We start from the raw sequence: 20,753 nt of genomic DNA, 5'->3' as shown, positions 1-20,753 counted from the left end.
TTCAATTATCGTCGAGCGGAATTGGAAGAAGAATCTCGCGGCCTAGTTGGATTGTTTTCGAATACACGAACAATTGTACATCATCAACTACATTGCGATGAACCGCTATCGGAACCTCCGCTTCAACCCGCTCGCCGCACCTGCTTCGTTACCGCTTGGCCAAAACCGGAAACATTCTCCCTTTCAGCAAATCGCCCTCGCGAAAAGCCGTGCCGGCCGTCACAATATGCTGGCGGCCCGAGAACGTGGTCCCGTCCGGCATGTAGATGACGGCAAGCACCCGTCTCGGCTTGTCGGTGCCGTTCGCGTGCGCGTAATGGAACGTCAATCCGTGATGGAAGGTCGCGCTGCCCGCCTTCATGCGCACGATAACCGGCTTCGTCTGATCGATGCCCGTTCCTTTCGCGTAATCGAACAAATTTTGCGGCTCCACCAGGTTGATGCCGGCCAGCTTGCCGACTTTGTGCGAGCCCGGCACGAACATCATGCAGCCGTTATTCTCGTCGACATCGTCAAGCGTCAGCCAAATCGACAGCGCCCCGGGCTTGTTCATCGGCCAGTACGGCATATCCTGATGCCACGGGGTCGGCTTGGAATCCCCCGGCATTTTCCATAACGCGTGGTCGTGGAACAGCCGGATGCCGTCCGCACCGCTCAACCGGCGGGCGATTTCCGCAAACCGCGAATGAAGCGTAAATTTCGCTACCGCGGCCGAATCCCGCCATGCGTTGACCTTTTGGTTCAGCACTTTATAATAGGCGCCGTTCGGCGATTGGCCTGTCGACCGTTCGCTGTCCGCCGCCATCACGTCGCCTACCGCTTCCCTCAGCTCCTCCAGCTCCTCGGGCGTCACGACGTCGTCGAATTGCACGAAGCCGTTCTCGCGGTAAAAGTCAATCTTGTCCTGGGGTACCTCAAACATGTTTACTTCAGCTCCTTTTTCTGTTATGACATTGATTATAAAAGACGGGGCGCGGCGAATCGTGGCTGATTTTGCCAACGCATTGAACGATCTTGCAAAGCGCGGCGGAAGGCGGGGCGAAGCGGAATGACGGAGCATGAAGTGAAAATAAGCCGGGGAGCGGGCTATTTCCGCGAAGAGTTTCCGTTTTTTACGAACAAGTACAATATAGTCGCCGGACAGACGATCGAGCGGCATGCGCACGATTTCGTCGAGCTCGTATACGTGCTGGAGGGCGGAGCGCTTCACGAAATGGGCGGCCACCTGTATACGCTGCGGCAGGGCGATTTGTTCGTCATCGAGCCCGGCGCGGCTCACAGCTACAAGGGGGCGCCCGACCACAGGACGGTCGTGTACAACGTGCTGTTCGACCGGAATTTGCTGTACCGCGAGCTGGCCACGATGGAAGACGTCGTGCCGATGCTGGAGTTTTTATACTTATCGCCTTTTTTGCGCAAATCGTCCGTATTCCGGCCCCACCTGCACGTCGAGGGCAAGCAGCGGCTGCAATTGGAAAATCATTTGGAGACGCTGCTGCAGGAGACGAAGCGGAAGGAGCCGGGCTACCAGCTTGTCGTAAAGGCGAGGATGATCGAATGCCTGGTCGTCTTAAGCCGGCAATGCGCGCCGGACACCGTCACTGTCGCGGAGCCGACCGACCGGCAGTGGATGGAAGCGGTTGTTCTGCTCATCAAGGAAAATTTCGACAAGCCGCTCGCGCTCGAGCAGATCAGCCGGCTGTGCGGCATGAGCGTCACCTCGTTCTCGCACAAGTTCAAAGCGCACACGGGCAAGACGTTTCTCGAGTTCAAGCACGAAGCGCAAATCGAAGCGGCCTGCGGCCTGCTGGCGCAAACCGATCATAAAACGATCGTCATCGCCCATGAGGTCGGCTTCGAGGACGTCAGCTTCTTTTATCGGGTGTTTCGCAAAAAGATGGGCACAACCCCGAGCGGCTATCGCGCCTCGCTGCGCGCAGGCTCCGGGCCGGGGCATTGACGGAAATAAAGGATATAAAAAGAAATTGCGTCCATGTACGATTCGATTTGTTTTTACTATTCTTCAGAAGGATTCAATAAACAGGGGGAGCATGAAGGAGATGGAGGGAACATCCAAACCCGGGCTGCCGGCTTTATCGAATTCCAGACATGTTCCACCCGAGCGAGGAACGCATCCGCGGAATTATTGAGGATCGAAAGTCGATCTAAACAACAAATAGCCAAGAGTGGAGCTGCCATCAAAGCAGTTCCTTATTCATTCGGTACTTTTAACTTGGCCCTATGTTCTCTCGGAGCTACGCCCCTAAACTGCTTGAATTGCTTATTGAAATAGCTTAAGGAGTGGAAGCCGCATTCATAAGCGATTTCGGTAATCGATTTGTCGGTATGATCCAAATAATAAAGGGCCGATTGCAGCCGAAGTCGACTAATAAACTCATTGGGAGAGAGACTTGTAAGCTCTTTAAATTGTTTGAAAAACATCGTTTTCCGCATATTCGACATGACGATCAGTTGATCCATTTCGATCTCTTCCGTAAAATGAGACAGAACGAATTCTATGACTCGAATCATCGCCTCGTTCGGCTTTCTCCCCAAAGAGGAAAGATCCCGAAAACCTTCTAAATAATAACGGAATATCGAAACGAGAATATCGACAAAGTACAAATATTGCTTGGCCTGCCATCCGGGAAGCTTCTGTTCCTCCTCAGCGACTGCTTGCTTTGCAGCAGCATGAATCAAGCCGGCAAATGGCGATTGTGCCGGTATTAACGGGGAGAAGCGGCCGGCGGCCGTATAAAACGGCTGGAGCAATTTACTTCCTTCCGGAATGAACTTGACGATTGACGGGGAAAACAGCAGCATAATCCATTTCACCGGTTTTTCCGTGCTTTGCGCAAGATTATAGTGCGGTTCAAAGGGACGGAACACAAAGACGTCTCCAGGCTTCCCGTAATAGTCGCGGTCAACAAGACGGTATTTTGCGTCGTTCTCCAGTAATATGCTCACTTCCAAAGCGTCGTGCAGGTGCATGTCATGCTCGGTTAAAGCTCCTATCTTTTGCACAAAGTTCAATTCACGTTCCAGTCGGACATCATCGTAATACATATAATCCTCCGTGAAATCCCATCATCGTTAGGTTACTAATATCGTCAACTAATTGTATCCTAGCTTCTTATGAACAAAAATACAATTTATTGGTTGCTTTCGAGCAGTTTTTCCGTCGGGCTTGCAGTACATTGAAATCATAACGAATAAGGAGGAGAAGCTGTTGACACAAGCCATTTCTAATTTTGTACTAACGGAGCAAATGATCGAAGAGTTTTATCGCGAGGGCTATTTCTATGCGCCGGGATTGATTACTCCCGAAACGGTAGAAAAAATCAACCTGGAGCAGGCGGATTTCGTGAGCAAATCCGAAAGCGGGGAATGGAAATCCAATGGCTTCATTCATTTTGACAAAAGCGCCGCGCAGTTCCCGGAAACGGCAAACATGCTTTCATCCGCAGCCTTGATCGATATTTATGAGAAAATACTTGGCGACGAAGTAAGGCTATGGATGGGGATGTATGCCGTAGTGCATCCGCATGGGGAAGGATTGGCTTGGCACCAAGACAACATGTATACGCACATTTTAGGTCATATGCTCAACGGGTTTATAGCTCTCGATACGATTACGCAAGAAAATGCAGGCTTGTGGCTTGCACCGCGTTCCCATCGCTTAGGCCGTCAAGCGAATATTGACGAGGCCGGCGCTAAGCATCGGCGAGCCGCAGACCCTGAGAATGGAATGCCATGCAAGCCGATGGCGCCCGGAGATGCCGTTATTTTTCATAGAGAGACGCTGCATCATAGCAAAACGAATAATACCGACAAGCCGAGAAGAGCCTATGCTTTCCAGGTTGCATCGTCTGCTTGCCGATATGCGGAAACGGGCAAACTGCTGACGGACCGCGAGCTGCTGTCTGCGCTGAAGAAATAATAATCTACGGCAATAGCCCGGTTTCGTCTGAGTTCTTCGCAGCGTCGCTACGATGATTCAACCCATCCAAGGACGAGAACATATATCCTTAAAAAGACAGTTGGTATACGTACTGCACGTATACCAACTGTCTTTTTCTTTATACATCTATATCGAATGGTTGGCTGGTTTCGACGCGCCGCGCTTCCAAACGGACGCGCATATACGAGCGGTTCGTTTTCGTAAAGCGCTTTCAAAACGTCTTGGAGAGGTTTATTTGCTACCGATGACTTTCGTTTATTGAGTTGCGATGTAGGTATTGATGCTTTCTTCGGCTTCGCGCAAAGCGGTGTTAATATCTTTTTGACCTTTAACCGTCGCATTCATGCCTTCGATCATGATCGTTTTGGCTTTGGCGTCATGCTTCGTTACAACGAAAGGTTTGGCAGGCTGGGCCAAGAAAGCGTTTTTCAGGTTTTTCCCTTTCGCGTAATCCAGATTTTTCCCGAACTCTTCCTCAATGTCTTTGCCGGTCATGACCGGGACGCGGCCGATGCGGGCAAGATCTTTTTGTACTTCTTCGGACAGCATGGTGGACAGCACTTGGAACGCCTGATCTTTATATTTGCTCTGCTTCGTAATGTGAATCACGTACTCGTCTACCTGCATGCCCGTATTCGGCAGCTCTTTGAACTGAGGATATTGTACGATATCCCAGTTCACTTGTTTTGCATCCTTCAAGTTGGACAGCAGGTTCAGCGAAGGATACATCGCCAAAATTCCGTCATTGGCGAATTGGCCGGCCGCGTTAAGCTTCACTTCTCCGTTTCCGGGGATGTCGTATATTTTCTTAAGCAAATCGAACACTTTTTTCCAGCCGTCAGTATTCACTACAGCCTTATTCGTTTTCGGATCGACGTAAGGAAGCGAAAATATCGATCCGATCCGGACCGGTCCATCCGGCTCAAGTCCGCGGTATTGAATGCCGCCATCGTTGCGGGTAAGCTTTTTGCCAAGCTCGTATGTTTCTTCCCAAGTCATGCCGTTGCGGGGATATTCCACGCCGAACTTATCGAAGATCGTTTTGTTATAATAGTTAGCGTAAAAGTGCATCGTCCACGGGAGTCCGATCAAATAATCCGTCTGACTGACGATTTTCACCCCATCCACCGCGACCTTATTCAATTTGGTAAGATCGAAACGGAATTTTTTGATCAACGGCTCGATGTTTTCGTCCAATCCTCTGCCCGTGTACCGTTCCATGAGGGGAGAAGCCGTCATCACCATATCGGGAACCGTGCCGGCAGCCAAGAGCTCATCCAGCGATTGGCCCTTAGCAGCCAGATTGTATACTTCAAACGAAATATTCGGATAACGTTTTTTGACCGGCTCCTCGATATATTGCTTGAACTCGGATTCCAGTACCCAATTGAAAGGGTACGCGAACCGTAGCGTTACCGGAGCGTTGCTAATCGCAAGAGCCTCCTTCTCTTTCTCCTTCTGCTCGGCCTCTCCGGCTATCTTACCGCTACAGCCGCTTGCTAGCAAGGACATTAACACAGCGCTAATCATAATGGTTTGAGTCTTGTTTATTTTAGCCAAATTTAACCCTCCCAGACAGTCAAAAGTTCTACAGTATTAAGAAACGAGCGAATCGGCGTCAAAAGCAGGCATTCCCTGCTTGGATTATTTACGTTATGGAACATTGCGGATTGCGAGCAAACAGGCGAAAAATCGAGGTGTGCAAATAAGCCATCACCGTGGCCTCGGAAACGACAGTCTTGGAGGGCGTTCTCAGGTAGCGAAAGAAAAAGCCCGGTACCCGGCTCGAATAGCGGACGGCGATCAGTTGCAGCAACCCCGTGGCGATGCAACTGTACATGACATAACCTTCAATCGCTTTCACCGTCTGCCGAACGTTAAAGGATCAAATCAAGTTTGCCGAGCGGCGTACGTTCCGTATCGCCGCAAGGCATGCTCATATTTTTGTGTGCTCTGCCGAAATTACGCGCCGCTGGCGGCCAAGGAAGCACGGATGCTGCGAAACACCTCATAAGTACGCTTGGCGCATTCCGAGATGGAGATCGGGTGGAAACCGATCAATTCCGCGTATAGTGTATCGTTCAACGGTTGCGTCCAGTTTGCAGGCAGCTTGCTTGCGCCAAGCGTAGCGCCCATAATGGAGCCTACGGTTGCTCCGTTGCAGTCGGTATCCCAGCCGCCGAGCACGGAAGTGGCGATGGCGGTCTCGAAGTCGCCCTTGGAGAAAATGATGGAGGCGGCTACAAGAGCGGCGTTGTTGTTCGTATGCACCGGGTGATAGTGCTTGAATGCTTCCCAAATGCGGTCGACAAGCTGTACTTGGTCCTTCGCTTCCTTCGCTATCGATATCGCTTGCTCGATATCGTGCGCAAGTCTGCAATTGCGCGGAATTTCGCTTAACCCGATGCGCACGATACGCTCCGGATCGCTTTCGACGAAAGCGGCTGCGATCATGGCCGCACAGAACATTTCACCGTATATGCCGTTCTTGACGTGCGAGAAGGAAGCGTCGCGCCAAGCAAGCTCGGCAGCGAGCTCAGGGTTGCCGGCTGCGCCGTAAGCGAAGCCGTCGGCGCGAATTTGCGCTCCGATCCATTCGCGGTATGGATTCAAATACGTGCGCACCCAATCTTTGCGGGTATCCCAGTTGTCCGGTCTTTGTCCCTTTTGATGAGAAGTCGCATGTGTGAAATTCATATAAGCTTGCGTCTCGGCCGTACAAACTTGTCTGTAGGCGAGCCGTCTGTGCCATAATTTCCCGATGTCGAACGAATCGAAGTTAAGCCCTTTCTCTTCCAGCATAATCAGTCCGAGTACGGTATAGCGTATATCGTCGTCCGTTTCCATAAAGCGGATCTTTTCCCTAGTGCTTTTCATACTCGCAGAGGCGAGCGACAAGCCATGCTCCTTCTCCGCGCGGGATTCGATCGGAGTATATCCGCGAATCGGCCAGGCATCGGCCCCTTCGAACCAAAGCTGTACGTTGCGCCATCCCGGATTGCTCTCTGTCCCGCCCATGTAGTGCCAAACCTCCAGAGGTTTGCCCAGGGCGCAGCCGGCGCTGCGGCCGAGCCATGCGCCATAAAATTTGTCCTGCCATTGCGCTTCATCCGGCGAATCGCTCAGCTTGCGCGGACCGTCAGGCCGCAGAGCGCGAATATCGGCCAGCTCCGAAGGCTCCTCATAAGGAAAATCGCTTCGAATCGGAAGCGCTATCATTTCGTTGTAGAGCGACATCAGCTGAGCTTCATCCGTTCCTGCCGCCGCGACCTTCTCTGCATAGCCGTCTACTTCGCAGCCTTCCTGACCTCTTTGCACGACTTCCTTTTTTAGCAGTTCATCTAGTGATGTCCACCCCGCCATATGAATGACCTCCATCGAATGAATTCGCTTCAGGTTCATTATAGCTGGGGCACAGGCGAGTCATCTACTCAGCTATTGTTTTGTATTCTCAATAATTGCGTGCACCGAAAATTTGTTGCGATAATCGAGTGGAGAAAGGCCTACGATGGATTTGAAAAGACGGTAGAAGGAAGGGATGCTCTGAAAGCCGCTCCCGAAACAAACGTCTGCAGCGCTAAGGCTCGTACTGATCAGCATCCGTTTCGCTTCGTTGATTCGCAGATGCAGCAAATAATCTTTAAAACTGCGCCCCAGCTCCTGTTGGAATAGATGGCTGGCCCGGGAAGGACTAAGGAGGAGAGCTTCCGCTATGTCCGTCAGCTCGAGCGGCTCCCGGAAGCGATCTTCAACCATCGTCAAAGCCGGACGCATCCGTCGAAACGTATCGGTCATCCGTTTCCACTCGAACTTCGACATACCGGTCGAATAATGACGCAGCAGCAGCACACACAGCTCAAGTAGGGCGCTTTTGGCCATACTTATGTAACCTTCCTGTCTGGCGTCGAGCTCGTTCCATATTTCCTCAATCAATGCCCCGAGCGGTTCGGCAAGGGGCGAAGCCGAAGTAATGCGATTGTCGAAATGATCCGAATTATAAGCGAATGGCAACAGCAACGATTCTTCCTCTTCGAGTAACAAACGCGGATCGAAATTGATAAATATATAGGTGCTGGGATTGCATTCATCCGATTTGGCAATATGGAGTTCGTTATTATTGACTATAAAAATATCGCCGATTGCGACCCGGTACTGCTTCTCACCGAAATAAAAAACGCCGCTACCGGAAATGCATAGGCCGATTTCCAGACTTGAATGATAATGAAGCGGTTCCAACTTTTTGTTGGGCGTCCAGCGGAAAGCGTTAATCGGAATGTTGTTCTCATAAGTAATAGTAAGCCTCATGGGAAACCTCGAATAACGAATTTTTTTCGAGAATCGAGAGGTCCGGCGCTTAGGGTTGATGCGGCCTTTGACCCTTCGCATTCCACGGTCCTTGCTGTTGGTACTGTCGGGGAGAACAGCCGTATTTGTTCCTGAACACCCGCTCGAAGTGGGTCAAGGTGCGGAAACCGGAAGCGTAGCAAATATCGGTTACCGGCCACTCGGAGGCAAGCAGGAGCGCGGCCCCGAATTCGATCCGCAAGTTTTGCAGGTAGTGCTGGAACGTAATGCCCGTCGTCTGCCGGAAGCATGTGCTAAAGTAGCCGGGAGCGAGATTGGCCTCGCGAGCGGCATCCTGCAAGCTCAGCGGTTCTCGGAAATGATGATGAATGAAAAGAAGGGCGCTTGCAACTGCGTCATGGCTCGATGTCGCAGCCGCATCCCCCAGTAAGCCCCTACCGACCGAACCGATCTCCCGCTGGCGCAGCAGCTCGATCAGAATGCGTTCCAACGCTCCTTTCACCATAAGCCGCTGGGCGGTCTTCGGTTCCCGCATTTCCCGGTCGATAACCAAATACTCCTGCTCCACTCGCAGAAGCGCCTCTTTATCCAGACGGATCATCCGACTTGCATTCCCGTAAAGCAGCAATTCGCGCAGCTCGCCGACCAGCATTTCTTCCGAGAAGATCACGTTGTACACATGCAGAACGGAATTCGGATCAGGGTATATTTCATGGAAATCCGCGGGGGTAAGCAGGAACAGACTACCTCTCTCCAGTGGATGGGCCACTCCGTTCAACACATTCATTCCTGTCCCTTCCGTTATGACGCACATCTCATAAAATTCGTGCCAATGAAGCGGAGACGGCTGCTTTAGCCGCTGCACAAAGAAGTTGAAGGAACGGTTAAGCTGCATATACTGCTCATTCAACAGACGCCTGGGCTGTGACCCGCTCTCTCGCTTCATCGGTTCATTCCTTTCCGCTTCCCGGTGTTTATACGTTCTCGAATCGGCTTCCCGCCACATCCCGACCTCGGGCAAGCCATACTTTGTGATTCTGATTGCGCTCCGGAATGACGCGCGCTTCCGTAGAGAAATAGCGCATCGTATAGCCGCACCTGCGGTGAGGGCTCGTATTGGCCTTCGCGCCGTGGATGATCCGGCTGTCGTGCAGCGAGCATTCGCCCCGCTCGAGTTCAAAATAGACGGCTTGCGAGTCGTCGATATTTTTCACTTGCGACCGGAACAAGTTCTTGCTCTTGTCCACTTCCTCATAATCGGAAAACCCGTTATTATGAGTGCCGGGGATGACGCGCATGCAGCCGTTCTCCTGATTGCTGCGGTCAATGGCCAGCCAGACCGTCACGATGCTGTCGAAGCTGCTCACGCGGCCTTTCCAGTAGGCCGAATCCTCGTGCCATGGCGTGGCGCGCCCCACCACCGGATCTTTGCAGATGAAGTGGCTCGACCACAACCCGATGTTCGGACCGAGGATTGGCTCCACCAGATCCAGCACCTCATCCGCGAGTAAAAACTCCAGCAGCCGTTCATCGCGGAAATGCGGGGTGTCCAGCTCGTCCGAAAGCTTCTGGCCCTTCAACGCCAGCTGCTCCTCGAAAATGTCCGTCAACCGATTCAACTTTTGTTCGGAAAAAAGCGGCTTTTTGTACAATAAATATCCGTTACGACTATAATAGGCCGTATCCTCCGGTGATAGCAAGCTTGTATTTTTCTGCATGAAAATTCGCCTCCAGCAATCGATTATAGGTACAGCTCTACTGTAGCAAATCGAGTGGCGAAGGCGCTCATCTTTCCATCTGGGAAACTTAGCATATCTTCAGATGTTCATTGCCAATTTGATAATGCCGATCTCATCCGGATATCACACAATCGCCTGATTGGGTCATTTTGCCATTCTACGATTTTCGACAAGAACTTTTCACTGTCCAGTACTATTGGAAGTAAAGGAAAAAAGCGATTCGCCTACCTGACAAATCAACAAAAGAAATACGACCGTTCAGCATTTGTTTCCCACCGCCCTCCCCCTATAATGAGAGTGCATGACCATACAGAAAGAAAGGGGGTATCATTCCATTGTCAACTGCCAGACGAACGATCATTGACGTAGATATCCATCATAATGCACCGAACGTAAAAGCCATATTTCCATACTTGCCGAAAGAATACTGCGACCGCATATCCGAGTGGGGGCTGCTGCTTCCCAGCTATCCGTATATGAACGGCGGCAAGGGAGGGCGCCGGGTGGACGCCAATCCGCCGAACGGCGGAGCGCCGGGGACGGATCTCGACTTTATGAGAGAGCATTACCTTGACCCGTTTCATGTCGAATATGGGATTTTAACCGGCGAGTTTTATTCGCTGGGCTCGCATCCCGACGCTCATTACGCCGCCGCGCTCGCTTCCGCTTACAACGACTACACGAGAGACCATTGGCTGGACAAGGAAGACCGTTTGCGCGGCTCGATCACCATCCCGAAGCAGCATCCGCTGCTCGCCGCCAAAGAAATCGACCGCGTGGGCGATGATCGGCGATTTGTGCAGGTGCTTGTGCCCGGAGGAAGCGAGAAGCCTTACGGCAATGCGATTTACGAGCCGATCTTCGAAGCATGCGTACGGCATAATCTGGTGTTCACGATTCATATCGGCAACGAAGGGCAGGGCATCAATCCGTCGCCGACCGGGGCGGGCCATGTCACCTATTATATCGAGTCGCGGGCGAGCCGGACGCAGACGATGATGGCGCATATGGCCAGCCTCCTATTCAGCGGAGTCTTCGAGAAATACCCGACGCTGAAGGTCGTGATGCAAGAAGCCGGCGTCATGTGGATCGCGCCGTATTTATGGAAGCTTGATCAAGACTGGAAAGGGCTGCGGGTGCAAACGCCTTGGGTGAAAAAGCCGCCAAGCGAGTATTACCGGTCCAATATGTACGTATCGTCCCAGCCGATTGAGCTGACACCCGATCCGGCCCTGTTTGTCCCGATGCTTGACGCGCTCTACGCCAAGGAGTGCCTCCTGTTCGCCAGCGATTACCCGCACTGGGACTTTGACTCGCCGCGCCTGGCGTTTCCGAAGCTGGACGCCTCGTACGCCGACCCTATCTTTTACCGGAACGCAGCCAATCTGTACGGGCTAAAGCCGCGCACTTCGTCGCCCGATCATACGTAACAGCCATCTACTTTACCCGCGTCGAACGCCGCTAGCTAGCTTTCCGACAGCTTGGCTGCATGCGTTCGACGCCATTTCCCAGGCGGTATGCCGTAATATTTGCTGAACGCATGTGTAAATGTGTAAGGATCGGAGTAGCCGATCATGACGGCTATATCTTGAATCGAATGCGTCGTAATATGCAGAAGCTCAAGTGCCTTATCCATTTTGAGTTTCTCCAAATAGCGCATTGGCGTCATGCCGACCTTTTCGGTGAACACTTTGGACAAATAAGCGCGATGAACGGACAGGTAGGCGGATACATCTTGTACCGTTATTCGCTCCATGTAATGGGTTTGCATATATTCGATGCTTTTCGGAATCCAGTGTGCCGGACCGTTCGCAGGTATAGCGCTTTCTTCATCTGGTGTCATCAAGCTGAATGCGCGATAGAGGACGGATTGCAGCTCCAGGCTGCGCCGGTAGCCTTCGCTGGGCGGAACGAACATTTGCTGCAGCGTATGGTGCAGTTCCTTGGTCATCACCTGTATCAAATAAGGCGCGCTTTCGGAAAAACCCGCTTTCGTCAGCAAGGTGTGCGACTGAGCGCCGTCAAAGGAGATCCAGAGCATTTTCAGCGGCTTCTCTCCGTTACCTTGTCCGTATTTGTAATGTATGCCGGGAAACATGCAAAATGCGTCTCCCTTGTTCAGCAGTACCTGCTTGTGGTCGTAATACATGTGCAGCTGCCCTTGCATAATGAAATGAATGTTATACCAAGCGATATTCCGGGGTTCTATACGGTATTCGGGCTTGGCGATATTATGTCCAACGCGCAGCAGCCAGACGCCGCCGCTTTTGGCAAACGCATCGGGAACAAAGTAAACGGTTTCATGAAATTCGAAAGCGGTTTCTCGCATGGATCGGCCTCCTCTTGCATCCTGCATCCTTTCACCGATTATACCATGAATAGACGACAAACTAACAAAATAATTGTAAATGTTTATCCAATTTCGAAAAGGGAGGAATTTCGATTGAACCGTATGAAATGGTATTCGTTTTCCTGTTTGGCATTGGCCGTCATCCTCAGCGCTGCCGGCTGCAGCAAGTCCGATTCGGCGGATTCCAAGGCGGCTCCTGCGGATAAAGGCGCACCCCCCGCCGCTGAAGCGCCTAAGGAGCCGATTACGCTCAAAGTATTCGAGACGCTGGGGATGACGCCGGAGCATTTCAAGCTGCTGATCGCCGATCCGGTCAAAGCGAAATATCCGTACATTACGATGGAACGCGTGCAAGGCTCGCCTAAAGCGATCGCCGAAGCGCTGGCAGCGAAAGAGCAGGTCGATCTGTTTACGTTTTTCAACGGCAACTGGGGCGACTACAAAGACCTGGGAATCGTGACCGACTTGAAGCCGATGCTGAACGCAGCCAAGGCCGATCTGAACCGGTTCGATCAAGGCGCTCTGAAAACGTTGACCGATTTATCCAAATCGGGCGAGCTGTACGGGCTTCCCTATCATATGCAATTCAACGCCCTCTATTATAATAAAGATTTGTTTGACAAGTTCGGGGTGGCCTATCCGGGAGACGGCATGACTTGGGAGGATGCGATGGAGCTCGCCAAAAAAATGTCGCGCCAAGAAGGCGAAACGCAATATTCCGGGCTGACGATGGACGTTTGGACGCGCTTGACGCTGCAGCTCGGTATTCTTCCGGTCAACGCGGCGACGAACAAGTCGAATTTGACGACCGATACGTTCAAAAAAGCGCTGGAAATCGCCAAGCAAATCTATTCGATTCCGGGCAATCCGCCGAAGTTAGGCGGCGATCCGTTTCTTAAAAACAAAACGACGGCGATGTTCGCCTCGATCTCGCTGCTCGATGTGCTGCCGACGTCCGGACTGAACTGGGACGTGGCGCAATATCCGAGCTATAAGGACAAGCCGAACATCTTCACGCAATACGATCTGCACATCATGGCGATCAGCAGCACGAGCAAATACAAGGATGACGCGTTGAAATCGATGCAGGTGTTTTTGTCCGACGATGTGTCCCGTATCAGTACGAGCCAGACCGGCCGTGTGCCGCTGCTCGTCGACCCGAAGTTCAAGGAATATTTCGGTTCGGAAAATCCGGGATTGAAAGGTAAAAAGCTGTCTAGCATTTTCAAAAGCAAGCCGAATCCGAATGCCGCCGCCTTCACCAAATGGCACTCCAAAAGCTATGAGATCGCCAACAAGCATGTGACCGAATATTTAAATGATAAGATCGACTTGAACACGGCAACCCGCAACGCCGATGAAGAGATTAACAAGTGGATTCAGGACAACCCGTAAGGCGAAAAGCGAGGTATCGAATATGAGGCAAAAATATGCGGTGGCCAAGACGTCGGAAATCCCGCCGGGTACGCACAAGCTGGTGGAGGCGGGCGGACGGTCCATCGGCGTCTACAATGTGGACGGAACGTTTTACGCGCTTCGCAACGTTTGCCCCCATCAAGGCGCGGAGCTGTGCAAAGGATTGGTACGACCGCTGATCGTGTCGGACGAAGCGGGCGTCTACGAACAGACACGGCAAGGCGAAATCATCCGCTGTCCCTGGCATCAGTGGGAGTTTGACATCAAGACGGGCTGCATGATCGTTGATCCCGACATGCGGACGCGCTCTTACGAAGTAACGGTGGAAACGTTCGGCGTTACCGTCGAGGAAGAGCATGTCTTCATTCATATGTAGCCCGAGCGGCACACAGCTTGTGTTGCAAACTAAATAGGGCCTCAGCGGCGTCCGTTTGCTTCGAGGGCCGACCGAGCGGCGGGCCGTTGAGCCGGATGCCTCGTTCCTTGCAATACGCACGGCTCTCCCGATTCCGGTAGTACTTCTATTGTTGCAAATGGTGAAGATGATTGAACATGAGTAGAAGCGAAAGAAAAACCTCTCTCTTTGGCAGCTGCATCCGGCCCGTTTGAGAGAGGTTTTTACTTTCTTACATATGAACCAGAATAAGATCGTTATCGACGGAGACACCGAATTTCTCCACCGTGACATCATACGTTTTGGTGCGCATGGCCGCATCTACGATCATGCAGCCTGTAGAAATGTCAAATTCCCACTGATGCCAGGGGCAACGCACAATTTCACCCTCTCTTTCAAACCGAAAGTCACCCGAGCCTCTAGAAGAAACATAGGCTGTCACCAGTCCTTTGCACAGCTCTGCCCCTTGATGAGGGCATATATTGCGCAGAGCATGAAAGACTCCGTTAATATTATAGATACCTACACTCCGGCCCTCAACCTCCACAATTTTATGGGTGCCAGGCGGAATCTCCCCTACCGTCCCTACGATGTGCCGCGAGCTTCGCTTCATTTCATCTCCTCCGTTTGACGTTGAGGCAGACCATACAGCTTGGCTGCATTCTGATAGTAGATGCTGTCCCATAGCTCATGATCCAGTTTGGGCAGCGCTTGACTCGGTGAATCGTAATCCCAATGCGGATAATCGCTGCAAAACATCAGCGTTTCTTTGGCATAGATGCTCTCTAACAAATGATCGAAAATCTCGCGGTTTGGCGTCTCCTCGAACGGCTGTGTGGTAACGCGGATATGCTCCCGGAAATATTCGCTCGGCTTCTTGCGGACCCAAGGCGTTTGTACACGCAGCCCTTTCCATTCTTGGTCGAGCTTCCACAGGAACGGGGCAAGCCACAGTACGCCGGCTTCCTGCAATACAACCTTCAAAGCAGGGAAGCGCTCGAATACCCCATCGAAAATAAAGCTGGCCAAATGGGCGGCCATTACCGCGGGACGTGCGCACCGTTGCTCAATGTAGTGAGTGACATACCCAGCCCCGGTATGCGGGCTATTAATACCTTCGCCTTCTAATCCAACGTGGATGGTGAATGGCAAGTTATGGCGAACACAAGCCTCGTAAATAGGATCATAAAACCTGTTTCCATAAGGAAGCGAGGCTCCGCTTGAAACAATGACCTGAACCATATCGGGCCGGCCTCCGACACGATCAATTTCTTGCGATGCAAGCTTCGGCTCTTGCTTCGAGATAAATACGGAGCCCCTCAACCTGCTTTCCCGCGAAAGCCAATGCTCAATCGTATATTCATTAATCGCCCGGCAAATTGCGGCAGCATAATCATAATTGGGAGTAGCATGCATCGCATAACCTTCCCCGGTCAGAATGCCGTATTCGACATTGTAGCGATCCAGATGCTGCTTTTTCATCAATTCCAAATCACTGCCGGCAGAGCCGCCGCCTTCGGGATACGCATCGGCCATTCGACCGCCCACGCCTCCATTAAAGTGCATGCCTCCTGGCAGCGCAGGACCATATTGCTTCACCAGCTCTTGATAGGCTCGCGGCAAATAGGGTTTTATGGCATTCATCCCCGTCGCATGATGAATGTCGCAATCAATAATGGATCGTTTCAGCTTCGGACGCTGGTCCGCCGGTACCTTTTTGTCGGTATTCGAAGTCTGCATATCTTTTGCCCCTCCAGCAGTTTACATTAGATAGCAGGATGCGAGGTCGTATATACGAACCATCCTTGCTTCTTGACCCTCATATTACGTTTCCAGCGGCCAAACAACAATGCTGTCGTGTCTTCTGTCTTTTGCGATTTTGTAAGGTTGTTATGTTCTTTAACATTTTGCCGCCTTCGTGTTATCCACATTAAACCCCACAAAAATAGTGAATAGCTCGATATAAAACGTTTTCAATTTTGTTATTTTGTAATCTGAAATATAAGAAATGCTTCTGATCGAAGCCTTTTCGATGAAGTACATCCGAGCTGTATGAGTTGCTTTTCTTGGTAAAGAAAGTCGCACTTCGCTTTACCGCTTTAGCGAAGTTAAACTTTTCTTTAACGTAAAAAACCAGCCCATCGGGCCGGTCTTTGATTATATCGCTTGAATTTATGAAGGCTTCTGTCCAGCGGAATATTGTGCAGATATCTTCTTAAACACCTCATAGCTGCGTTGGGCGCATTCCGAAATCGCGATCGGATGAAATCCTGTCACCATGGCGTATAACGTATCGTGAAGGGGCTCGACCCAATAGGCCGGAAGCTTGTCGGCTCCGAGCTTAGCGCCCATAATCGATCCAACGGTAGCTCCGTTGCAATCGGTATCCCAACCGCCTAGCACTGCCGTCGTAACGGCCAGTTCGAAATCGTCCTTAGCAAAGATGAGCGACGCGGCAACTAAGGCTGCATTATTGTTGGTGTGGACGCAATGATAGTGCTTGAACGCTTCCCAGATCCGATCGACTACATCCAATTGGTCAACAGCACTGTGCGCAATTTTTACCGCTTTGCGAATATCATGAGCCAATCGGCAGTTGCTGGGAATTTCACTAAGTCCAATTTCTACAATGCGTTCATTATCCGTTTCATTAAAAGCGGCTGCAATCATGGCGGCCACAAACATTTCCCCATAGATACCGTTCTTCACATGGGAAAAGGAAGCATCCCGCCAAGCCAATTCGGCTGCCAGCTCCGGATTTCCTGCCGCGCCGTAAGCAAAGCCATCGGCTCTGATTTGAGCTCCAATCCATTCCCGATACGGATTTAACCAGGTTCGCACCCATTCACTTTTCTGTGCCCAGTCCTCCGTTTTTTCGCCTTGCATATGGGAGGTCACCTGAGCGAAATTCAAATAAGCTTGCGTCTCCGCTGTACACACTTGCTGATAGCTAAGATACTTATGCCACAGCTTGCCAATATCCCAAGCATCGAAATCCAATCCTTTTTCCTCTAAAAGAATTAAGCCTAACACGGTATAACGAATATCATCGTCGGATTCCATAAACTGAATATGTTCTTTCCAGCTTTTCCGGCACCAGTCATTCACCTTCAAGTCATACTCGACGGACGCCCGTGAACTCCCTGGGGTATATCCGCGAATTGGCCAGGCATCTGCTCCTTTGAACCATAGCTCAATATTTTTCCATCCGGCTCTTCCCCCGCTGCCCGACATAAATTGACGGTTCTCAAACGGTTTCCCCAAGGCGCACCCTATACTTCGACCGAGCCAAGCACCTTGAAATTGATTAAGCCATTCGGCTTCAGATTTATCTGTCGTTAGTTTTCGCGCTCCTTCTGGCCGCATCGCAAGAATGCCAGGCAAATCTGAAGGCTCTTGATAGGGGAAATCAGCACTAATTTCAAGCTCCATCAACTGACGATACACCACCATCAACTTCGCTTCGTCATCTCCAGCAGCTGCCCATTTGTCCTGAAACCCGCTTACATCGCAGCCTTCTTCTCCCCTTTGTATGATTTCCAAATGTACAATTTCCCTTAATCTTTCCCAGCCAGCCATCGTAAAACCACCTTTTTAATCAGAGATTTTAAGCTGATTATACTGATTTGGCTTTAGCGAATCCTCTCAATTTCCTTCACGCTTCTCAAAATAATTGCTTAACGCCATATTGTTTACGGTATTCTTGAGGCGACATGCCGACAGCGGAGTTAAAGGCTCGATAGAAGGACGCCAAGCTCTGAAACCCGCTGGAAAAACTAATGTCTGCGATACTATCAAGGTTCGTGACAAGTTGTTTTTTAGCTTCACTAATCCGCAGCTGTGTCATATAAGCGATAAAGCTGCTGCCTATATGCTCCTTAAAAAAGCGGCTTGTCCGAGCGGTGCCCCAGCCTAGATGGGCAGCAACATCCGTAAGTTGAAGGGGCTCTTGGAACCGTTCTTTCACAAATAGCATCATTTCTTTGATCTCACGCTGCGAATTGGACATCTTTACCCATTGCTCATTGCTGAACGCGCTTCTGTAATGGCGAAGCAAGATAACGCCCAGCTCCAGCAATTTGCAACGAGCAATCGTTAGATAACCCTCGGCTTTTGCGTTAAGCTCCTCATAAATCTGTTGAATGAGTACCCCGATTTGCTGGGCAAGCGGTGTTCCAGCTGCAATATGATTTTCAAATCTCTCCGATCGATAAGCAAATGGCAGTAATAATTTATCATCTTCTTCAAGAAAGAGACTGGGATCAAAATTCAAAAAAATATATCGGCTTGGATCGTGCTGGGCAGATTGAGCAATATGAAGCTCCGTATTATTGACAATAAAGATATCGCCTTTGCGTACTTCATAAAGCTTACTTTCAAAAATAAATTGCCCTCTGCCCTCCCGGCAATAGCCGATTTCCAGGCTTGAATGGAAATGAAGGGGCTCCGGATAAGGTTTTGGACACCAAAGATAAGCATTAATTGGGATGGGATTGTCATATTTTATTTTTTGCTTCATTGGGTTTCCATCCACCTTTTGAAAAGATATAAAACAATCAACCATCGCGAACGATTCGGGGTATCCAGCTAATTCTCAGTTTAACACTATAGTTCGCCTTTAGCTTAGCTCAACGCAAGTTGTATGCCCATTACGCACCTCGTCGATCAAAGCAAGCGTAAAAATAGTCCCCGCCTTGTGAAAGGACGGGGACTAAGCGAGCTTCAGGATCCGCTTATTGGGGGAGGGCAGTTTTTCTTCTCCCTTACATACCGGTCGATATCGACCAGCCGGAACCCGCCGCCGGTGAACTCCTTGACCAGCCTGCTGTTTAAGACCAAATCCCGAACGGTGTGGCTGTCGGAAGAGATCAGGAACGCGGTTCCTTTCTGCGCCGATAACCGAATGACGGATTGGTCGGGGGTATTGTATCTAACGTTCAATTCCAGGATTTTGCCTGAAGCCGCAATCCGATCCGTGATTTCCGCCATAGGAAGCTCTTCTTCCCGTATCCCGAACTTCTTCAGCTCCGACAGCGGATGGGCGATAATGTCCACACGCGGATTTTCGAGCATCCGGCAGAAAGCCTCGAGCCAGTGCTCGATGATCGCTCTTCTGGGCAATCGGTCGCCGTCCGCCGTGGAATAGTAGCCGTCCGGCTTCGGAATGCGATGAATGGACCCGAGAATGAGATCTACGAGCGCATCAAAGGAGGGATCGGCATCAATATCGCCATCCAGCGACACGACCTTCGCTTCGATACCGGAATAAAGCCGGATTCGATGCCGATATTTCCGCTTCAGCGTCTGAAGATGCGCGGCGTACGCCGGTACCCAGGGGCTTGATTTCCATACATGATCGGTGATAGCCATCGCTTCGTAGCCGATGCCGATAGCGGCTTCGATCATTTCTTCCGGTGTATGTTTGCCGTCCGAGTAATTAGAGTGCATATGAAGATCCATGAACATCGTAGAAAACCTCCTCCCAATAACGCGTCATCCGGGTTCCCCACCTGATCTCCAGTTCATCTTTGCTTGGCGGGATATCAAGCGCTTGTTTTACGGCTAGCGCCGGAAGGTTGATCCCGGCCGCCGTGCAGTGTACGATCGTCCCCTGGATTCTCGGGTTAATTTCCACGATTTTCGGCTGTCGCAGCCGGTCTCGGCGGACTTGCACGCCGATGTTCCCATTCAATTGCATGGACTCGACGACCGCAACTGCGTAATCGACAATATCCCGCTCCTTCGCAATCGAGCTCTTTGTCGTAATTCCCCCTACCGTAACCTCCCTCAGCCTTGGAACCGCAACGACGGCCTCACCGTGCTTGACCAGAAGATCCACGCTATACTCCTCATGCGGCAAATATTCCATAACCAGGGTTTCCGGGATTATGGTATGTCCATGGAGAATCCGCAGCAGCTCTTCTTCGCTGATGTGGGCGGAGCTAGGCTTCTCCTGGAAAAGCATGCGAAACCTGTCCGCGCCGTTGTCCACGATATGAAACCCTCTGCTGCCGTCCGAGACGACCGGCTTAAAGCATACCGGCCGAGCCGGGTAGCCAAGCTCATACAACGCGGAGATCAGACCTTCCGGAGAGTTGACCATCCGGAACTCGGGCACGGCCATTCCCATAGTTTGGAGCGCCTGATACAATCGCCCTTTGTGAATCACTTTTCGCAGCGAATCCGCAGAGGAAATCGACAATCGGGTCCCGATCCGCAGCAGCTCCTCTTCCGCTTCCGCAAGCTTGATCAATTCATCCGTGACGAGAGAAAAGAGCAGCCCCACTTTCTCCTCGGCGCACAGACTCAGGACAAAGGGTATGAACGATTCCTCCGATGCTCGGGGGCCGACGACATGCTTGTTCGACATATGAAATCCGACGGCTTCCGGATTGCAATCCATGCCTATAATTTCAACATCGATATCCCGGTTTAAGCGGAGAGACCGAATTACGCCGGAAGCGGCCGGAGATCCTGCCCCGGTAAGAAGAATGCGCACGAACGGTTTCACGATGAATTCATCACCAACCTCTATTTTCTTCCCACTATACTCGCTCCGAGTCGTTTAAGCGCCTGACAGGCGACCAA

The 20,753-nt window shown here is 51.2% G+C and carries 20 protein-coding genes and 1 pseudogene; 5 read left to right on the top strand and 16 right to left on the bottom strand.

Annotated elements, in window-relative coordinates; genetic code table 11:
- Nucleotides 1–148: 148 nt before the first annotated feature.
- The gene (locus tag FE784_RS13340; protein WP_176706191.1) at nt 149–922 is read right to left on the bottom strand and encodes a phytanoyl-CoA dioxygenase family protein; all 774 of its coding nucleotides are present in this window, start codon (nt 920–922) and stop codon (nt 149–151) included.
- A gap of 126 nt (nt 923–1,048) precedes the next feature.
- On the opposite strand from FE784_RS13340, the gene FE784_RS13335 reads away from it, so the two are divergent.
- Nucleotides 1,049–1,960: an AraC family transcriptional regulator gene (locus FE784_RS13335; RefSeq protein ID WP_139602695.1), complete on the top strand. Its 912-nt coding sequence runs from the start codon at nt 1,049–1,051 to the stop codon at nt 1,958–1,960.
- A gap of 251 nt (nt 1,961–2,211) precedes the next feature.
- On the opposite strand, the gene FE784_RS13330 is transcribed toward FE784_RS13335, so the two are convergent.
- Nucleotides 2,212–3,066, bottom strand: coding sequence for an AraC family transcriptional regulator (locus tag FE784_RS13330; protein ID WP_139602694.1), 855 nt, complete (start codon nt 3,064–3,066; stop codon nt 2,212–2,214).
- Between the two features lie 163 nt (nt 3,067–3,229).
- Between FE784_RS13330 and FE784_RS13325 the strand changes: the two genes are divergently transcribed.
- A complete protein-coding gene (locus FE784_RS13325) occupies nt 3,230–3,940 on the top strand; it encodes a phytanoyl-CoA dioxygenase family protein (RefSeq protein ID WP_139602693.1) in 711 nt (236 codons plus the stop codon).
- A gap of 276 nt (nt 3,941–4,216) precedes the next feature.
- On the opposite strand, the gene FE784_RS13320 is transcribed toward FE784_RS13325, so the two are convergent.
- The 6 genes from FE784_RS13320 to FE784_RS13295 form a co-directional block, all read right to left on the bottom strand.
- Entirely contained in the window at nt 4,217–5,521 is a 1,305-nt protein-coding gene (locus FE784_RS13320; RefSeq protein ID WP_139602692.1) for an ABC transporter substrate-binding protein, read from the bottom strand.
- 88 nt (nt 5,522–5,609) lie between these two features.
- Nucleotides 5,610–5,801, bottom strand: coding sequence for a hypothetical protein (locus FE784_RS13315; RefSeq protein ID WP_139602691.1), 192 nt, complete (start codon nt 5,799–5,801; stop codon nt 5,610–5,612).
- Between the two features lie 122 nt (nt 5,802–5,923).
- The gene (locus FE784_RS13310) at nt 5,924–7,324 is read right to left on the bottom strand and encodes an ADP-ribosylglycohydrolase family protein (protein ID WP_139602690.1); all 1,401 of its coding nucleotides are present in this window, start codon (nt 7,322–7,324) and stop codon (nt 5,924–5,926) included.
- A gap of 72 nt (nt 7,325–7,396) precedes the next feature.
- Nucleotides 7,397–8,266: a helix-turn-helix domain-containing protein gene (locus tag FE784_RS13305; RefSeq protein WP_139602689.1), complete on the bottom strand. Its 870-nt coding sequence runs from the start codon at nt 8,264–8,266 to the stop codon at nt 7,397–7,399.
- 49 nt (nt 8,267–8,315) lie between these two features.
- Nucleotides 8,316–9,212 carry an AraC family transcriptional regulator gene (locus FE784_RS13300; protein WP_176706190.1) on the bottom strand — a complete coding sequence of 299 codons (897 nt, stop codon included), beginning with the start codon at nt 9,210–9,212 and terminating at the stop codon, nt 8,316–8,318.
- A gap of 28 nt (nt 9,213–9,240) precedes the next feature.
- On the bottom strand, nt 9,241–9,984 hold the full coding sequence (locus FE784_RS13295) for a phytanoyl-CoA dioxygenase family protein (RefSeq protein WP_139602687.1): 744 nt from the start codon (nt 9,982–9,984) through the stop codon (nt 9,241–9,243).
- Nucleotides 9,985–10,340: 356 nt separating this feature from the next.
- On the opposite strand from FE784_RS13295, the gene FE784_RS13290 reads away from it, so the two are divergent.
- On the top strand, nt 10,341–11,435 hold the full coding sequence (locus FE784_RS13290) for an amidohydrolase family protein (protein ID WP_176706189.1): 1,095 nt from the start codon (nt 10,341–10,343) through the stop codon (nt 11,433–11,435).
- A 35-nt stretch (nt 11,436–11,470) separates the two neighbouring features.
- Here the strand turns inward: FE784_RS13290 and FE784_RS40845 are convergent, their stop codons facing one another.
- On the bottom strand, nt 11,471–12,334 hold the full coding sequence (locus FE784_RS40845) for an AraC family transcriptional regulator (RefSeq protein WP_176706188.1): 864 nt from the start codon (nt 12,332–12,334) through the stop codon (nt 11,471–11,473).
- A gap of 123 nt (nt 12,335–12,457) precedes the next feature.
- On the opposite strand from FE784_RS40845, the gene FE784_RS13280 reads away from it, so the two are divergent.
- Both FE784_RS13280 and FE784_RS13275 read left to right on the top strand, forming a co-directional pair.
- Nucleotides 12,458–13,750 carry an ABC transporter substrate-binding protein gene (locus FE784_RS13280; RefSeq protein ID WP_246132014.1) on the top strand — a complete coding sequence of 431 codons (1,293 nt, stop codon included), beginning with the start codon at nt 12,458–12,460 and terminating at the stop codon, nt 13,748–13,750.
- A gap of 22 nt (nt 13,751–13,772) precedes the next feature.
- Nucleotides 13,773–14,147: a Rieske (2Fe-2S) protein gene (locus tag FE784_RS13275; RefSeq protein WP_139602684.1), complete on the top strand. Its 375-nt coding sequence runs from the start codon at nt 13,773–13,775 to the stop codon at nt 14,145–14,147.
- 58 nt (nt 14,148–14,205) lie between these two features.
- Here the strand turns inward: FE784_RS13275 and FE784_RS13270 are convergent.
- The 7 genes and pseudogenes from FE784_RS13270 to FE784_RS13240 form a co-directional block, all read right to left on the bottom strand.
- Nucleotides 14,206–14,292: pseudogene (locus FE784_RS13270) on the bottom strand (hypothetical protein); the annotation flags it as partial.
- Nucleotides 14,293–14,397: 105 nt separating this feature from the next.
- The gene (locus FE784_RS13265; RefSeq protein ID WP_139602683.1) at nt 14,398–14,778 is read right to left on the bottom strand and encodes a Rieske (2Fe-2S) protein; all 381 of its coding nucleotides are present in this window, start codon (nt 14,776–14,778) and stop codon (nt 14,398–14,400) included.
- Nucleotides 14,775–15,905, bottom strand: coding sequence for an amidohydrolase family protein (locus FE784_RS13260; protein ID WP_139602682.1), 1,131 nt, complete (start codon nt 15,903–15,905; stop codon nt 14,775–14,777). Before FE784_RS13260 ends, FE784_RS13265 begins: the two co-directional genes overlap by 4 nt.
- Before the next feature lie 432 nt (nt 15,906–16,337).
- Nucleotides 16,338–17,744, bottom strand: a complete 1,407-nt coding sequence (locus FE784_RS13255) for an ADP-ribosylglycohydrolase family protein (RefSeq protein ID WP_139602681.1) — start codon at nt 17,742–17,744, stop codon at nt 16,338–16,340.
- An 85-nt stretch (nt 17,745–17,829) separates the two neighbouring features.
- On the bottom strand, nt 17,830–18,684 hold the full coding sequence (locus FE784_RS13250; protein ID WP_139602680.1) for a helix-turn-helix domain-containing protein: 855 nt from the start codon (nt 18,682–18,684) through the stop codon (nt 17,830–17,832).
- A 203-nt stretch (nt 18,685–18,887) separates the two neighbouring features.
- A complete protein-coding gene (locus FE784_RS13245) occupies nt 18,888–19,631 on the bottom strand; it encodes a PHP domain-containing protein (RefSeq protein ID WP_139602679.1) in 744 nt (247 codons plus the stop codon).
- Nucleotides 19,603–20,676 carry an ATP-grasp domain-containing protein gene (locus FE784_RS13240; protein WP_176706186.1) on the bottom strand — a complete coding sequence of 358 codons (1,074 nt, stop codon included), beginning with the start codon at nt 20,674–20,676 and terminating at the stop codon, nt 19,603–19,605. The genes FE784_RS13245 and FE784_RS13240 overlap by 29 nt, the downstream gene beginning before the upstream one ends.
- Nucleotides 20,677–20,753: the final 77 nt, after the last annotated feature.

Source organism: Paenibacillus hemerocallicola (assembly GCF_006265175.1).
GTDB lineage: Bacteria > Bacillota > Bacilli > Paenibacillales > NBRC-103111 > Paenibacillus_AB > Paenibacillus_AB hemerocallicola.
This window is presented reverse-complemented; position numbering and strand designations above follow the sequence as displayed.

Bases quoted from the DNA above. Each gene is read 5' to 3' on its own strand.
- FE784_RS13250 (WP_139602680.1), bottom strand. From the start codon at position 18,684: ATGAAGCAAAAAATAAAATATGACAATCCCATCCCAATTAATGCTTAT.
- FE784_RS13295 (WP_139602687.1), bottom strand. From the start codon at position 9,984: ATGCAGAAAAATACAAGCTTGCTATCACCGGAGGATACGGCCTATTAT.
- FE784_RS13340 (WP_176706191.1), bottom strand. From the start codon at position 922: ATGTTTGAGGTACCCCAGGACAAGATTGACTTTTACCGCGAGAACGGC.
- FE784_RS13315 (WP_139602691.1), bottom strand. From the start codon at position 5,801: ATGTACAGTTGCATCGCCACGGGGTTGCTGCAACTGATCGCCGTCCGC.
- FE784_RS13305 (WP_139602689.1), bottom strand. From the start codon at position 8,266: ATGAGGCTTACTATTACTTATGAGAACAACATTCCGATTAACGCTTTC.
- FE784_RS13330 (WP_139602694.1), bottom strand. From the start codon at position 3,066: ATGTATTACGATGATGTCCGACTGGAACGTGAATTGAACTTTGTGCAA.
- FE784_RS13255 (WP_139602681.1), bottom strand. From the start codon at position 17,744: ATGGCTGGCTGGGAAAGATTAAGGGAAATTGTACATTTGGAAATCATA.
- FE784_RS13300 (WP_176706190.1), bottom strand. From the start codon at position 9,212: ATGAAGCGAGAGAGCGGGTCACAGCCCAGGCGTCTGTTGAATGAGCAG.
- FE784_RS13310 (WP_139602690.1), bottom strand. From the start codon at position 7,324: ATGGCGGGGTGGACATCACTAGATGAACTGCTAAAAAAGGAAGTCGTG.
- FE784_RS13280 (WP_246132014.1), top strand. From the start codon at position 12,458: ATGAAATGGTATTCGTTTTCCTGTTTGGCATTGGCCGTCATCCTCAGC.
- FE784_RS13335 (WP_139602695.1), top strand. From the start codon at position 1,049: ATGACGGAGCATGAAGTGAAAATAAGCCGGGGAGCGGGCTATTTCCGC.
- FE784_RS13245 (WP_139602679.1), bottom strand. From the start codon at position 19,631: ATGTTCATGGATCTTCATATGCACTCTAATTACTCGGACGGCAAACAT.
- FE784_RS13260 (WP_139602682.1), bottom strand. From the start codon at position 15,905: ATGCAGACTTCGAATACCGACAAAAAGGTACCGGCGGACCAGCGTCCG.
- FE784_RS40845 (WP_176706188.1), bottom strand. From the start codon at position 12,334: ATGCGAGAAACCGCTTTCGAATTTCATGAAACCGTTTACTTTGTTCCC.
- FE784_RS13275 (WP_139602684.1), top strand. From the start codon at position 13,773: ATGAGGCAAAAATATGCGGTGGCCAAGACGTCGGAAATCCCGCCGGGT.
- FE784_RS13265 (WP_139602683.1), bottom strand. From the start codon at position 14,778: ATGAAGCGAAGCTCGCGGCACATCGTAGGGACGGTAGGGGAGATTCCG.